Annotated in this window: 15 protein-coding genes; 2 read left to right on the top strand and 13 right to left on the bottom strand. The window is 72.2% G+C overall.

Annotated features, from left to right (window positions below; genetic code table 11):
* Positions 1–134: 134 nt before the first annotated feature.
* The 3 genes from J7E97_RS26375 to J7E97_RS26385 form a co-directional block, all read right to left on the bottom strand.
* Positions 135–509 carry a peptidoglycan-binding domain-containing protein gene (locus J7E97_RS26375; RefSeq protein ID WP_308346810.1) on the bottom strand — a complete coding sequence of 125 codons (375 nt, stop codon included), beginning with the start codon at positions 507–509 and terminating at the stop codon, positions 135–137.
* 155 nt (positions 510–664) lie between these two features.
* Positions 665–1,165 (bottom strand): hypothetical protein, encoded by a 501-nt coding sequence (locus J7E97_RS26380; protein WP_215032053.1) that lies wholly within the window; start codon positions 1,163–1,165, stop codon positions 665–667.
* 79 nt (positions 1,166–1,244) lie between these two features.
* Complete coding sequence (locus J7E97_RS26385; protein WP_215032056.1) at positions 1,245–1,847, bottom strand: BTAD domain-containing putative transcriptional regulator; 603 nt, start codon at positions 1,845–1,847, stop codon at positions 1,245–1,247.
* Between the two features lie 327 nt (positions 1,848–2,174).
* Between J7E97_RS26385 and J7E97_RS26390 the strand changes: the two genes are divergently transcribed.
* A complete protein-coding gene (locus tag J7E97_RS26390; protein ID WP_215032059.1) occupies positions 2,175–2,507 on the top strand; it encodes an SH3 domain-containing protein in 333 nt (110 codons plus the stop codon).
* 44 nt (positions 2,508–2,551) lie between these two features.
* Here the strand turns inward: J7E97_RS26390 and J7E97_RS26395 are convergent, their stop codons facing one another.
* The 5 genes from J7E97_RS26395 to J7E97_RS26415 are packed head-to-tail and all read right to left on the bottom strand — an operon-like array spanning position 2,552 to position 8,784.
* Positions 2,552–2,905, bottom strand: a complete 354-nt coding sequence (locus J7E97_RS26395) for a UBP-type zinc finger domain-containing protein (protein ID WP_215032062.1) — start codon at positions 2,903–2,905, stop codon at positions 2,552–2,554.
* Positions 2,902–4,431: an ATP-binding protein gene (locus tag J7E97_RS26400; protein ID WP_215032065.1), complete on the bottom strand. Its 1,530-nt coding sequence runs from the start codon at positions 4,429–4,431 to the stop codon at positions 2,902–2,904. The genes J7E97_RS26395 and J7E97_RS26400 overlap by 4 nt, the downstream gene beginning before the upstream one ends.
* The gene (locus J7E97_RS26405; protein WP_215032068.1) at positions 4,428–6,104 is read right to left on the bottom strand and encodes an FAD-dependent oxidoreductase; all 1,677 of its coding nucleotides are present in this window, start codon (positions 6,102–6,104) and stop codon (positions 4,428–4,430) included. The genes J7E97_RS26400 and J7E97_RS26405 overlap by 4 nt, the downstream gene beginning before the upstream one ends.
* Positions 6,101–7,444 carry an anhydro-N-acetylmuramic acid kinase gene (locus J7E97_RS26410; protein ID WP_215032128.1) on the bottom strand — a complete coding sequence of 448 codons (1,344 nt, stop codon included), beginning with the start codon at positions 7,442–7,444 and terminating at the stop codon, positions 6,101–6,103. Before J7E97_RS26410 ends, J7E97_RS26405 begins: the two co-directional genes overlap by 4 nt.
* A 5-nt stretch (positions 7,445–7,449) precedes the next feature.
* Entirely contained in the window at positions 7,450–8,784 is a 1,335-nt protein-coding gene (locus tag J7E97_RS26415) for an MFS transporter (protein WP_215032071.1), read from the bottom strand.
* A 134-nt stretch (positions 8,785–8,918) separates the two neighbouring features.
* Between J7E97_RS26415 and J7E97_RS26420 the strand changes: the two genes are divergently transcribed.
* The gene (locus J7E97_RS26420; protein ID WP_215032074.1) at positions 8,919–9,173 is read left to right on the top strand and encodes a hypothetical protein; all 255 of its coding nucleotides are present in this window, start codon (positions 8,919–8,921) and stop codon (positions 9,171–9,173) included.
* A 119-nt stretch (positions 9,174–9,292) separates the two neighbouring features.
* On the opposite strand, the gene gap is transcribed toward J7E97_RS26420, so the two are convergent.
* The 5 genes from gap to J7E97_RS26445 form a co-directional block, all read right to left on the bottom strand.
* Positions 9,293–10,291, bottom strand: a complete 999-nt coding sequence (gap, locus tag J7E97_RS26425) for a type I glyceraldehyde-3-phosphate dehydrogenase (protein WP_215032076.1) — start codon at positions 10,289–10,291, stop codon at positions 9,293–9,295.
* A gap of 232 nt (positions 10,292–10,523) precedes the next feature.
* Positions 10,524–11,480 carry a GlxA family transcriptional regulator gene (locus J7E97_RS26430; RefSeq protein WP_215032078.1) on the bottom strand — a complete coding sequence of 319 codons (957 nt, stop codon included), beginning with the start codon at positions 11,478–11,480 and terminating at the stop codon, positions 10,524–10,526.
* A 67-nt stretch (positions 11,481–11,547) separates the two neighbouring features.
* The gene (locus tag J7E97_RS26435; RefSeq protein WP_215032080.1) at positions 11,548–12,162 is read right to left on the bottom strand and encodes a hypothetical protein; all 615 of its coding nucleotides are present in this window, start codon (positions 12,160–12,162) and stop codon (positions 11,548–11,550) included.
* Entirely contained in the window at positions 12,159–12,518 is a 360-nt protein-coding gene (locus tag J7E97_RS26440) for a hypothetical protein (protein ID WP_215032083.1), read from the bottom strand. Before J7E97_RS26440 ends, J7E97_RS26435 begins: the two co-directional genes overlap by 4 nt.
* A gap of 81 nt (positions 12,519–12,599) precedes the next feature.
* Positions 12,600–13,316: a HEAT repeat domain-containing protein gene (locus J7E97_RS26445; protein ID WP_215032086.1), complete on the bottom strand. Its 717-nt coding sequence runs from the start codon at positions 13,314–13,316 to the stop codon at positions 12,600–12,602.
* Positions 13,317–13,725: the final 409 nt, after the last annotated feature.

Genomic DNA, 13,725 nt, shown 5'->3' on the forward strand with positions numbered 1-13,725 from the left:
TGGGCGGGCGTCGCCGCGTCGCGCCGTCACAGGACGAGGCGTCCTGGACATCGAACGGTTTTCAAAGGGCGTGGTCCCCACCCCCGCGGTTCCCTCCCCCGCCGGCGGCCGCCCCCGTCAGCGGTCGCGTCCTCTCATCGAAGGCTGGGGAGGAAGTTGTAGCAGCCGCTGCCGTCCCCGTCCTTGGTCTCAGTCAGGATCGAGGAGCCCGTTGCAGGGCCCACGATCCCGTCCTGGGACAGCCCCTCCCACTTCTGGAACGCCTTGATCGCACCGTAGGTGTCGGGGCCGAACGCGCCGTCCTCGTCGATCACGTGATAACCGGTCTGGTAGTGCAGGGAGTTGGCGAGTACCTGGAAGCACCTCACGCCGTTGTACGTGTTCGCCTGGCCGTAGCCGATCCAGGGCGCCCCGGGCACGGCGTTCGCCGGTCCCCCGGACACGCCCAGGACGAGGCAGGTGAGAGCGGTGGCGAGCCCGGCTCGCGTCATCGCCTTCTTGATGTTCACAGTCGTAGTCCTCGGTTGCTCGCGTTCCTGAATGGCGGTGAGCCGAGGGCAACGATGCCCACCTCCCCCAACGAAGGACCAACAAGGCGCCAACGGGGACGGTGGATCCAGGGTTCCCCGGGGTGCCTACACCCCGTACCGTTCCCCGGTCGCCTTCAGCTTCGCCCGCCCTGCGGATCACGGACGGCGGCGAACAGTTCGAGTGCGCTCTTGAAGTGCGCCTCGGCTTCGTCCTGCCGCCCGGACAGGTCGAGCGCCTTGCCCAGACTGCGGTGGGTGTGAGCCTGTACGACGAGGTCGCCCAGGCGTTGCGCGGCGCGCAGCGCCGCGGTCTGGGTGACGACCCAGTCGGCCCACTGCCCGCTCCAGTACAGATACGTCTTGACGGCATAGGCGAGCTGCCAGCAAGCCCTGTCGAAGCCGGCCGCCGACGCCTGGCGGATCACCCCCAGGAGCACCGCGTGCTCGGCCGTGAACCACGCCCTGGCCCCGGCCAGGTCGGCCAGGACCTCGGGCCGGACGTGCCGCGAGGCCAGTGGGGGGAGTTCGAGCGGGGCCAGTTGGGGATCCATCAGACGGATCCCTTCCTGGGCGGTGTACAGGTAGTGCTCCAGCTGCCGCTCCAGGGCCGAGGCCCGGGCTTCGCCGGTGTCCACCAGCTCCCCCAGCTCCGAAGGAGCTGGGGGAACACCGCGAGCGCCTCCCCCTGCCGGTCCGTCCGGTGCAGCACGAGCATCAACTGCCGGTGGAGGCCTCCCGCAAGGGGTGCTCGGCCGCGAGCAGCGCCAGTTCGGCCGCCAGGCCCTGGTGGCGGCCCAGTCGCAGCTCCGCCTCGCAGCGCAACTCCATGGCGAGCAGCCAGGATTCGTCGAGCGACTGGATGCGCCGCGCGTAGGGCATGACCTCCGCGAGGGCCGGGACGTCGGCCAGCGGCCTGCCCCGCCACAGTTTCAATGCCTTGGCGCACTCGCGGCGGACGGATTCCCAGTCTTGATGCCTGTGTGCGGCGCGGGCCTTGTCCAGCGCGGCCTGGTGGAGGTCCATGTCGAGTTCCCCCTCGCCCACCTCCAGGACGTATCCGGGCGGTACGGCGCGCAGTCGGCCGGCGGCGACCTCGCCGAGTGCCCGCCTCAGGCGCGACAGGTGGTTGTGCAGGGAGCTGGAGGCCGTGGCGGGCGGGCGTTCCCCCCACAGGGCGGCCTTCAGATCGTCCGAGGCGACCACTTGGTCGTGCTGGAGGAGCAAGCTGGCCAGCAGGACCTTGGCCTTGGGCTGACCGATGACGAGCGCGCTCGCGCCGTCGTGGACGGTCAGCGGGCCCAGCACCCCGAAGCGCATGTGCACGACTCCTCCCCCGGGACCCCGATGACCGGCGCGGTCAGCCGCTCACTCGGCTCAAGATACGGTGATCACGCCTCCGTACTCCAAGGGTTTGGCGCGAGTTGCGAAGCGGAGCGGGTCGCCGACGCCCCCCTTCGGCAAGGTGCGGGGCATCGGGTCCCTTCCGTTTCCCGTCGGCCGGCCAAGGGTTGCGGGATCCAGGGCCATCCGGCGTAACGGGGGCGTGTTCCCCCCGGCCGGCCGACCGGACGGTGGATAGTCGTTCGGTGGCCGGCGCCGTGCGCCGCCGATCCAGGCCGAGGCGACACAGGGAGAGTGGATCCGATGGTGAAGAAAGCACTGCTGACGTACGCACTGGCGGCGGGCGTACTGATCGGCCCGATGGGTACGGCCGGCTGGGCGGCCGACGGCCCCGAGCGGGCCGACAACCACCCCGTGGGTGTGGTGGACTCCCGGGCGCCGCTCAACGTCCGCGAGAGGCCGACCGTGTACTCGGACGCGGTGGGGAAGCTCTATCCGCACGAGCGGGTGCTCCTGTCCTGCCAGCAGCGCGGAGGATGGGTCGACGGCAACCCGGTGTGGTACCGGCTCCGAGGCTCCCAGGGCTGGGTGTCGGCCCGCTACGTGCACAACCTCCAGCCGGTCCGCCCCTGCTGAACTCCCCTCCCGGGTGCCTCACTTCGCTGGTCCGAGGCGCCCGTTCAGGGGTGCAGACGGCGCGTCCAGTCCTCGGGGACGCGGTCGGCGGGACCCGGGGCCGACTGGTCGGCGGGGTGGCTGCCGGGGGGTGCCAGCTCGGGACCCGACTCGTACAGCTCGTTGCCGGCGTAGCTCCAGAACCAGTCCTCGCCCGGTTCGAAGCTCTGCACCAGCGGGTGACCGGTGGACTTCCAGTGGGCGGTGGCGTGCAGGGCGGGCGAGGAGTCGCAGCAGCCGATGTGGCCGCACTGGGCGCATCGGCGCAGGTGGAACCACCAGCCGCCCACCGCGTCACAGTCGAGGCAGCCCGTACCGGTGGACGGGACGCCCGGGTCGACTCCGTCGATGGCGGTCATACGGGCTCCTCGGTGGTTTCGGGGCCGGACCCTGTGGCGGTGGCGGTACTCGCACCCGCATCGCCTTCGGTGTCCGTGTCCGTGTCCGTGTCCGTGTCGTGAGCGGTCAGCGGCAGCAGGACCTGGAACCGGGTGTCGCCCGGCGCGGACTCGACCTGGAGGCTGCCGTGGTGCTTGTTGACGACGATCCGCCAGGAGATGTCCAGGCCGAGGCCCGTGCCCTCGCCGACCGGTTTGGTGGTGAAGAAGGGATCGAAGATGCGGCTGCGGATGTCCGCCGGGATGCCCGGGCCGGTGTCGCGGAACTCCACCAGCAGCCGGTCGCCCTGCCGTGCCGTGCGGACCGTCAGCGTGCCCTCCCGGCCGGTGCCGGTGATGGCGAACACCGCGTTGTCGATGAGGTTGGTCCACACCTGGTTGAGCTCCGCCGGGTAGGCGGGCACGTCCGGCACCGAGCGGTCGTAGTCCTTGACCACCCGGATCCGGGGACCGATCTTGCCGGACAGCATCAGCAGGGTGCTGTCGAGGAGTTCGTGGACGTCGACGACCCGGTGCGGTGCGCGGTCGAGCTGCGAGTACTGCTTGCCGGCCTCCACGAGGTGGGAGATGCGGGTGGTCGAGTCGTCGATCTCGTCCATCAACAGCTCTGTCTCGACCGTGTAGTTGAGCCAGCCGATGGCCCCCGGCAGGATGTCCTCGGCCACGGTCGCCGCGACGTGCTCCAGCCAGTCCGTGTCCAGACCCGCCTGGACGAAGGTGGGCGCGACCCGCCAGCCCTCCGCGATGCCGTGGTCCTCGAGCCAGTCGGCGAGTTCGTCCTCCCGGTCGGAGGCCTCCAAGGGGCTCAACGACGGTGCCTTCGCGACCCGTTCCGCGGTGCGTTCCTGGATCTCGATGAGGTCGGCCAGCGCCTCACGGGAGTAGGTGCCCTGCGCGATGTGGGCCAGCTTGTGCCGCATCTTGCCGACCCGTTCGCGCAGCGCCGCGGTGGCCCGGACGGCGGCGGCGGCCGGGTTGTTGAGTTCGTGGGTGAGCCCGGCGGACAACGAGCCGAGGGCCAGCAGCCGTTCACGCTGCCCGATGGCCTGCTGGGTGGAGCGCGAGCCGAAGAAGAGTCCCTCCAACAGGTGCGCGGCCATCGGGAACCATTCGCGCATGACGTCCGAGAACGACTGCGCGGGCAGTACGAAGAACCGCGTCTGCTCGGTCACCCGCATCGAGTTGTTGTACGTCTGGGGCACCCGGTCACCCAGGTAGGCCTGCATGGCCCCCGCGTACACCCCGCGCTGCGAGGTCCGGGACACCTCCACCTCGTCGCCGCCGACCCTGCGGGACAGGACGACGGTGCCCTCGATCATCACGTAGAAGCAGGTGGCCGGGTCGCCCTCGGTGTACACCGGACCGGCTTCGAACCGCTCCACCCTGCCCTGCGCGCACAACCGGCCGAGCTGCCCGGGGGAGAGCTTCTCGAACAGGAACAGCGAGGCGATCTCCTGCGGGCCGCACGGCATGACCTGCCCGCTCATGACTGCTCCAGGTACCGGTGGACGAGCATCACGGCCATGGCTCCCTCTCCGACGGCGGACGCGACGCGCTTCGCCGACTGGGCGCGCGCGTCGCCCGCCACGAACACGCCGGGAATGTTGGTTTCCAGGTGGTACGGCGGGCGGTCCAGCTCCCATTCGCCCGGCGGCCGGCCGTCCGGGGTGAGGTCCGGTCCGGCCAGGATGAAGCCGTGCTCGTCGCGCAGCACCGTACCGTCCAGCCAGTCGGTCAGCGGGGCCGCGCCGATGAAGACGAACATCCACTGGGCGTCGACGAGTTCGGTCGCACCGCTGACCGCGTCCCGCAGCGTCAGCTGCTCCAGGTGCCCGTCGCCGTGCGCCGCCTCGACGACGGTCCGGGTCCGCACCGTGATGTTCGGCGACTCCTCGATCTGCTGGATCAGGTAGTACGACATCGACGCCGCCAAAGATTCCCCGCGCACCAGCAGGGTTACCGACTTCGCGCCCCGCGCCAGGTACATCGCCGCCTGTCCGGCGGAGTTCGCGCCGCCCACGATGTACACGTCCTGCTCCAGGCAGGAGGCCGCCTCGGTGAGCGAGGAGCCGTAGTACACCCCGCGGCCGGTCAGGTCGTCGCAGCCCGGCGCCCCGAGCTGCCGGTAGGAGACACCCGTCGCGAGGATGACGCTGTGCGCGGCGATCGCCGAGCCGTCGGAGAAGCGGACCACGCGCGCCGCGCCGTTGACCTCCAGCCCGGTGACCTCCCGCGCGGTGAGGATCTCAGCGCCGAACCGGCCGGCCTGGCGGCGGGCGCGGTCCGTGAGCTGCGCCCCCGACACGCCGTCCGGGAATCCGAGGTAGTTCTCGATGCGGGAGCTCTGCCCGGCCTGCCCGCCGGTCGCCGACCGCTCGACCAGTACCGTTCGCAGGCCCTCGGAGGCCCCGTACAGTGCCGCGCCGAGCCCGGCCGGGCCGCCGCCGATCACGATGAGGTCGTAGAAATCGGCGGTCGGCGTCGTCGCCAGCCCCACGTGGGCGGCCAGGTCGGGCTCGTCCGGCTCGATCAGCACGGTGCCCTGCGCGGTGATCACCACGGGCAGCCGGTGTCCGTCCGCGCCGGCCGCTTCCAGCAGGCGCTGCCCCTCGGGCTCGTCGCAGGAGTACCAGCGGTAGGGGATCTGGTTGCGGGCCAGGAACTCCCGGACGCTGGAGGACCGCGCCGACCAGCGGTGCCCGACCATCTTGGTGGCCCGCACCGGCCGGTGGTCGCTGGAGCGCCAGGCCGACAGCAGGTCGTCCAGGACCGGGTAGAGCTTCTCCTCCGGCGGGTCCCACGGCTTGAGGAGGTAGTGGTCGAGGTCGATGACGTTGATCGCGTCGATCGCCGCGTTGGTATCGGCGTACGCGGTCAGCAGCACGCGCCGCGCGCCCGGGTACACGCCCAGGGCCTGTTCGAGGAACTCGATGCCGTTCATCTGCGGCATCCGGTAGTCGGCGAGGATCACGGCCACCAGGTCGCCCCGCAGCTTCAGCTCGCGCAGTGCCTCCAGCGCGGACTCGCCCGTCTCGGCGCGCACGATCCGGTACGTGGCGCCGTAGCGGCGGCGCAGGTCGCGGGCGATGGCGCGGGACACGCCCGGGTCGTCGTCCACGGTCAGGATGACGGTCCGCGCTGTGCCGGCGACCTCTGTCATGCGTCTTCCGCCTCCGAGCGGCTGGACTGGCGGCACGGCGAGGCGTCCGCGCCCGGTTCCCGCCCATCGTAGGTGCGATCGTCCGGGTTCGCTGCGGGACCCCCGCGGGCCGGGGCGGCCGGGGTGGTCGGGGTGGTCGTGGGGCGGACGGCCAGCTGGGCGGGGGCTGTCGTCAGCGGCTGCGGCAGGCGCAGGCCGGGGCCGCCGGGCGTGATCGAGCCGAGGACGGTCGCATGGCGGGCACCGGTGCAGGAGGGAACGGTTCCGGGCAGGCCGTGTGCGGTGAGCCAGCCCAGGACGGCGAAGGCGTAGGCCTCCTTCGTGCCCGACGGCAGACCGAGCTCGTCCGACGTCCGCAGCGGTGCTCCCCCGTCGTCCCCGCCCAGTTCCTCCCGCAGCCACCGCATCAGCACCGGGTTGCGGGTCCCGCCGCCCGACGCGATCACCTCCGTCGCCCCGAAGGGGCGGACGGCGTCGGCTACGGTCCGAGCCGTGAGGCGGGTCAGCGTGGCGACGACGTCCTCCACGGGCAGCGGATCGAAGGCGTCCAGCGCCGCACGCAGGTAGGCCGTGTGGAAGAGCTCCTTGCCCGTCGTCTTCGGCGCGGGCAGGGCGTAGTACGGCTCGTCGAGCAGCCATCGCAGCAGGGGTGCGCGGACCCTGCCCCGTGCGGCGAGCCGGCCGTCGGCGTCCATGGTGTACGCACCGCCCGCGGCGTCGCGCCCCGCCAGCTCCCGCACCGCGGCGTCGATCAGCGCGTTCGCGGGGCCGGTGTCGAAGGCGAGCGGAGCACCACCCGACCCGTGGGCGACCACCGTCACGTTCCCGATACCGCCCAGGTTGAGCGCGACGGGCACGCCCGGTCGTCCCCGCAGCCACATGACGTCGAAGACGCTCACCAGGGGCGCGCCCTGGCCGCCGGCGGCCACGTCCCGCGTGCGGAAGCCCGAGACGACGGGGCGGCCGGTGGCTTCGGCGATCCAGGCCGGCTCCCCGATCTGGAGCGTGCCGTGCACCCGTCCGGTCTCGGCCCAGTGGTAGACGGTCTGGCCGTGCGATGCGATCAAGTCGGCGCGCCCGCCGCACAGTTCGCGGTCGGCGCGGACCGCCGCCGCGGCGAAGGCCCGTCCGATGCGCGTGTCGAGCCGGCACACAGTGGCCAGGTCCGTCCCGGCCGGCGGCAGTGCCGCGGCCAGCTCCGCCCGCAGATCGTCTTCGTACACCGTGCTGATCATGCCCAGCGGGGTGAGCGCCAGCGTGTCCCCGTCCAGGCCGAGGTCGGCGGCGGCCGCGTCGATGGCGTCGTACGACGTGCCGGACATCAGCCCGACCACCCGCAGGGAGCTCATCGCAGTGCCCTCACGTGGTCTTCGCCGCGCAGCGTCAGCAGCACGGCGGCGCTGACCGTGCAGGCGGCCGCCGCGTAGTACGCGGGAACGTCCACGTCCCCGGTCCGCTCGACGACCTCGGTGATGATCAGCCCGGCGCAGCCCGAGAACACGGCGTTGGACAGCGCGTACGCCAGCCCGAGCCCCGTGTAGCGCACCCTGGTCGGGAACATCTCGGCCAGCATCGCGGGCCCGGGTCCCGCCATCAGCCCCACGGCGGCCCCCGCGCCGAAGAGCGCGGCCCCCTTCGCGTACGTCGGCACGCCGGTGTCCTGCACCAGGTTCAGCAGCGGCAGTGCGAGGACGGCGACGAGCAGCGCTCCTGTCAGCATCACCGTCCGCCGCCCGATCCGGTCGCTCACCGTGCCGGCGGGCAGGATCGACGCCGCGAACCCGAGGTTGGCCAGGACGGTGGCGACCAGTGCCTGCTGGAACGTCGCGTTGAGCGTCGCCTGGAGGTAGGAGGGCAGGACCACCAGGAAGGTGTAGCCGGCCGCCGACCAGCCCATCACCCGCCCGGCGCCCAGCGCCACGGCCCGGATCGTCTCCCCGGCGCGCGGACGCCGTACGGGCTCGCTCCCCTCGGTGGCGGCCGCTGCGGAGACGGCCCCTACGAAGGCGGGTGTCTCGTCCAGCCGCAAGCGCAGCCACAGCGCGACGGATCCGAGCGGCAGCGTCAGCAGGAAGGGCACCCGCCAGCCCCACCCGTTCAGCTGCGACGTGGTCAGCACGGTCGCCAGGAGCGCCGTCGTCCCGGCGCCCGCGAGCAGGCCGAGCGCCACCGTGAACGACTGCCAGGCTCCGCACCGCCCTCGGCGGCCCGGCGGTGCGCACTCGGTCATGAGCGATACCGCGCCGCCGAACTCCCCGCCCGCCGAGAGCCCTTGGACGATGCGCAGCAGCGTGAGGAGCCAGGGTGCGGCCGCGCCGATGGAGGCGTACGTCGGCAGTGCGCCGATGAGCGTCGTGGCGCCGGTCATGAGGCAGATGACGAGGACGAGCGTCGGCCGTCGGCCGATGCGGTCGCCGAGCCGCCCGAACAGCGCCGCGCCGACGGGCCGGAAGAAGAACGCGAGGGCGAACGAGGCGTACGTCTTGACGAGCGCCTCGGCGTCGCTGCCGCCTTCGGGGGTGAAGAAGTGCGCCGCGATCACGGTGGCGAGGTAGCCGTAGACGCCGAACTCGTACCACTCGATGAAGTTGCCGACGGATCCCGCCACCAGCGCCCGGCGCGAGCCGGCCGACTGGGTCGTCACGGGAGACCGGACGGAACCGGGGGCGGGCGAGAGCATGGGGCAAGCGTGCTGATCGGGAGGCCCGTCCACAAGCTCCGTCCGCCATCTGCCGTACGGAGGACGTGGCGCCTCGCGTCGCGGGCGGGATGCGTCCGGATGCGTGCGGGCTCGTCCGGCGGCAGGCTGGGCAGATGGAGCATGCACCGATCGTCGTGCACCGGATCGCCCCGTCGGGCGGCCGGCGGGTCACGATTCGCGTGGGCGGTACGGAGACGGTCCTCGGCGTCGCGCACAAGGATGCCGACCTGATCGAGTTTCTGCGCCGGGTCGAGCTGCCGGACCCGGACGAGCTCGTCTTCGGGGATTCGACGGCGATCGAGTGGCAGGCGGACGGCCCGCACGTCTACGAGGCCGAGGACGAGCCGCCGCCTGCCGATCTTCCCTGACCTGCCTACGGGCCACGCGGTGTCGGCCGTCGTGGCCCCGTAGGTCGTCAGGTCGTAGCCCGTGGGCCTGGCCGTGGGCGGTGGGCCGTGGGCGGTGGGCCGTGGGCCTTGGCCGTGGGTCAGCGAGTGGCGATCAGCTCGAGCGTGTCGATGACGCGGTTCGAGAAGCCCCACTCGTTGTCGTACCAGGCGACCACCTTGATGTGGCGGCCTTCGACGCGGGTGAGGGCGGAGTCGAAGATCGACGAGGCGGGGTTGCCCGTGATGTCGGAGGACACGAGCGGGTCGTCCGAGTACTCGAGCACGCCGGCGAGCGGCCCGGCCGCCGCGGCGCGGTACGCCTCCAGCACTTCCTCGCGCGTGACGTCGCGGGCGACGGTGGTGTTGAGCTCGACGATCGATCCGACCGGAACGGGGACGCGGATCGAGTCGCCCGAGAGCTTGCCGTCGAGGTTGGGCAGCACGAGCCCGATCGCCTTGGCGGCGCCGGTCGTGGTCGGCACGATGTTGACGGCGGCGGCGCGGGCGCGACGGGGATCGCGGTGCGGGCCGTCCTGCAGGTTCTGCTCCTGCGTGTAGGCGTGCACCGTGGTCATGAAGCCGTGCTCGATGCCCGCGAGCTCGTCGAGCACCGCGGCCAGCGGTGCGAGCGCGTTGGTCGTGCACGAGGCGTTCGAGACGATCGTGTGCAGGGCCGGGTCGTACTTGTCGCTGTTCACGCCGAATGCGAGCGTGATGTCGGCCCCGTCAGCCGGCGCGCTGACCAGCACCTTCTTGGCACCCGCGTCGATGTGCGCGCGGGCGGCCTTGGCCGTGGCGAAGCGGCCGGTCGCCTCGAGCACGACGTCGACCTCGAGCTCGGCCCACGGCAGCTGCGCCGGCTCGCGCTCGGCGAGCACCTTGATGCGGCGGCCGTCGACGACGAGGACGTCCCCGTCCACGGTCACCGGGCGGCCGAGGCGGCCGGAGGTCGTGTCGTACGCGAGCAGGCGCGCGAGGGTGGCCGGCTCGGTGAGGTCGTTGACCGCGACGATCTCGAGGTCGCTGTCGCGTTCGAGCAGCGCGCGCAGCACGTTGCGTCCGATGCGGCCGAATCCGTTGATGGCGATGCGAGTCATGGTGTGTCTCCCTGTCCCTGTCCCTTGGGTTCGCCCCCAGGTTCGCGCGTGGCGGCCGCCGGTGACAGCGGCGCGATCGCCATGGTCCGCAAGGATCGCGCCAACGGCCGCCAACTGGTGCGGCTAACGGGGCGGACGACGGCGTACGAGGGCGTAGGGGTAGCCCGTCCGGGGCGGCGTCCGACAGGTAGTCCGTGCGCGTAGTCGCGCGTAGGCCGTACGGGCCGGCGGGTCACTCGCCCTGGGCGAAAGTGCGCCGGTACTCGCTCGGCGTGGTGCGCAGGATGTGCTGGAAGTGCAGCCGCAGGTTCGCGCCGGTCCCGAGGCCGACGTCCGCGGCGATCTGCTCGACGCCCCGCTCCGAACGCTCCAGCAGTTCGCGGGCCATGTCGATGCGGGCGCGCATCACCCATTGCATCGGGGTGTATCCGGTGTCTTCGGCGAAGCGCCGCGAGAACGTGCGCGGCGACACCGCCGCGTGCCGGGCGAGCACTTCCAGGGTGAGGGGCTCGCCGAGCCGGTGGAGCGCCCACTCGCGGGTGGCGGCGAACCGCTCGCCGAGCGGCTCGGGCACGCTGCGCGGGACGTACTGTGCCTGGCCACCGCTGCGGTAGGGGGCCGCGACCAGCCGCCGGGCCGTGTGGTTCGACGCGGCCACGCCGAGGTCGGTGCGCAGGACGTGCAGGCACAGGTCGATGCCGGAGGCGGCACCGGCCGAGGTCAGCATGCTGCCCTCGTCGACGAACAGGACGTTCTCGTCGACCCGGACCAGCGGCCACTTCGCCGCGAGCGCCCGCGCGTAGTGCCAGTGCGTCGTCGCGCGCTTGCCGTCGAGCAGGCCCGTGGCGGCGAGCGCGAAGGCGCCCGTGGAGATGGCGGCGAGTCGCGCGCCCCTACTGTGGGCCTCGATCAGCGCGTCGACCACGGCCCGCGGCGGGTCCTCCCGGTCCGGGAACCGGTAGCCGGGGACGAAGACGGTGTCGGCCCACGCGAGGGCCTCGAGGCCGTGGGCGACGGAGTAGGCCAGGCCGTCTCCGCCGGTCACGAGCCCGGGCTCCGCGCCGCACACCCGTACCTCGTACGGCATGCTCGCGCGGGTCGTGAACACCTGCGCGGGAATGCCGACGTCGAGGGGCTTCGCCCCTTCGAGGACGAGGACGGCGACGTGATGGGGGCGGGAGGCTGGCACGGAAAGAGGTTACGTGGGGGTTCGGGGGCTCCTGACCTCGGCCGGGCCGCCGCCGCGTGTCCTACAACTAGGCCAGCTGGTCCGTGGGGCGCTTGTAGTAGCGCCAGGGGAAGGACCAGGCACCGACCTGTGTCCATCCCTCCGCCTTCATGCGTCTGCGCTGGCCGCCGAAGGTCCGTCGGTGTTCCCAGATCCGGTCGGAGGCTTCCACCAGGAGGAAGAGCGGTCCGTAGTCCACCAGGTGCCAGCCGTCCCTCGCGGCCCCGTCGAGTTCGGCCATCTCGTTGAATGCGGTGACCGGGGTGATGGTCCGGCGCGCCGGCGCGCCGGGCGCGTGGTCCGCCGGACCGGTCGCGGAACCGGGCTCGGGCGCGGGCTCGGGAGCGGGCGACTTGACGGCGAACCGCTGCTGGGCCGCCTGCCGGCTCACCCCCAGGACCCCGCCCACGCTGTCCCAGCTGTGGCCCGCCGCCCTGGCCCCCTGGATGGCTTGCCGCAGGAGCCGGCTGGATTCCTCGGCTCCCACGCGGGCCGCGGCCACCAGGCGCAGGAAGCCCTCCGGGTCGTGCTCCAGTGAGGCGGCGAGGCCTTCGGGACCGCCGAGGACGGCTCCCGCGATCTCTTCCCGGATGGCGGCGATCTCCTGCGCACTGAGCAGTGGGGCCGGGGGGGCTTCGCTCATCGCCCCTCTCCTCCGGTTCCCCGGGCGGGAGCCAACGGCTCCAGCGCGTCGAGCAGTTCCTCGTCGCGGACTCGTCGCGCCGTACCGTCCGGCGCGACATCGCAAGCGGGGGCGGGAACGGGGGCGGGCTGTGCCCTCAGGGTGGCGAGCAGGGCGCCCATCGCCCCGACGAGGACGAGGTCCGCGCCGATGAGCGCGGCGGTGCCGCCCGTCCCGAGGTGGTCGGCGAAGGACATGGCCACGGCGATCAGGCTGATGGCGAGGGCGATCAGGCCCAGAGCGGAGGCCAGTGCGGGATGGGGGGTCGCGGAGGCGCCGGGTCCGGCGTCGGCCGGGGCGTTCTGGGAGGGGTTCATGACGTCAAGACTTCCTTGACATGATCATCTTGTCAAGGGAATCTTGACGCCAGGTGACGCTTCGACCATCGCTCCCCACCGCTACGCCTCCCGCTCGCCGCCGGCGAGGAGGTCACGCAAGGCGGCATCGGCGCGGTCGTCAAGGGTGGTGGCGAGCTGGGCCAGTTCCTCGCGGCGTTGCGCGTCCGCCCGCCCTCTCAGGCGCGCCGCCCAGAGCCTCTTCCGCTCGTCGGTGATCCCGGCCGTCTCGTTGAACAGCGCGTACAGGGCGTACCAGCGCACGGCGTCGTGGTCGTCTCCGGCCAGCCGCAGGAGGGCGTCCACGACCCGCGCCTGCGTCCGGTCGGGATCGGCCATGCCGGGCAGAGCGGCGGCCACCGCGAAACGTACGGGCTGCTCCGCGTGAGCCTGGTGGTCGAGTACCAGGTCGAGGGCCCGGCGGGCATGGTGGTAACCCAGTACCGAGATCATCCAGCCGAGGACCTCCGGATCGGGCTCGTCCGCCATCTCGGCCAGGACCACATCGATGGTTTCCGCGGTGAAGGGCCGACGCCCTTCGGTGCCGTACGGGCCCAGTTCGCGCAGGACCCGCGCCCCCAGCTCCCGCTCGACGGGATCGTCACAGGCCAGCAGGCGCGCCGCACGGTCGAAGACTTCCCGGGTCGGGCGGCCGTGCAGGGCTAGCAGAGAGGGCAGGGGGCCGTCATCCGCGCCCTCTCCGCTGCCATCCCTGCCCACCTCGCCCAGTGCGCTCGCGAACAGGTCGTCCGTAGATCCGCCGGCTCCGCCGACTCCCATGCGATTTCCCCCCCATCCCATGGCCCGTAGCCACTCCCGACCCGCACCCCGCCGAGGGCCGCCCACATTCTCACAGGGGCCCTCGCCGACCCGGAACGCCCATCGGCGACCAGGGCGGGCGCCCGCGCGCCCTCGCCCCTGGCGCGCAGCAGCTCGACGGTCAGGCCGCCCACGGGACGAGCTCGGGCAAACCAGCCAAGGCGCTCCGGGTGGCGTCGAGTTGACGGGAGCCCAGATCTCGAGAGGTGCCACCGAGACCCTTTTCAGAGCCATGTGATGTGTGCCATGTTACATCGCACACATCATTGCCGTGGTCACGCCAGAGTCGGAATCCCCGTCAACTCCCTTTGGTGCCACGGCCATTACTCCCGTTTCGCCGTGCCGCCAGCACGGCCGCAGACCGGCTCGG

The sequence above is a fragment of the Streptomyces sp. ISL-66 genome (genome assembly GCF_018614135.1).
Classification (GTDB): Bacteria; Actinomycetota; Actinomycetes; order Streptomycetales; family Streptomycetaceae; genus Streptomyces.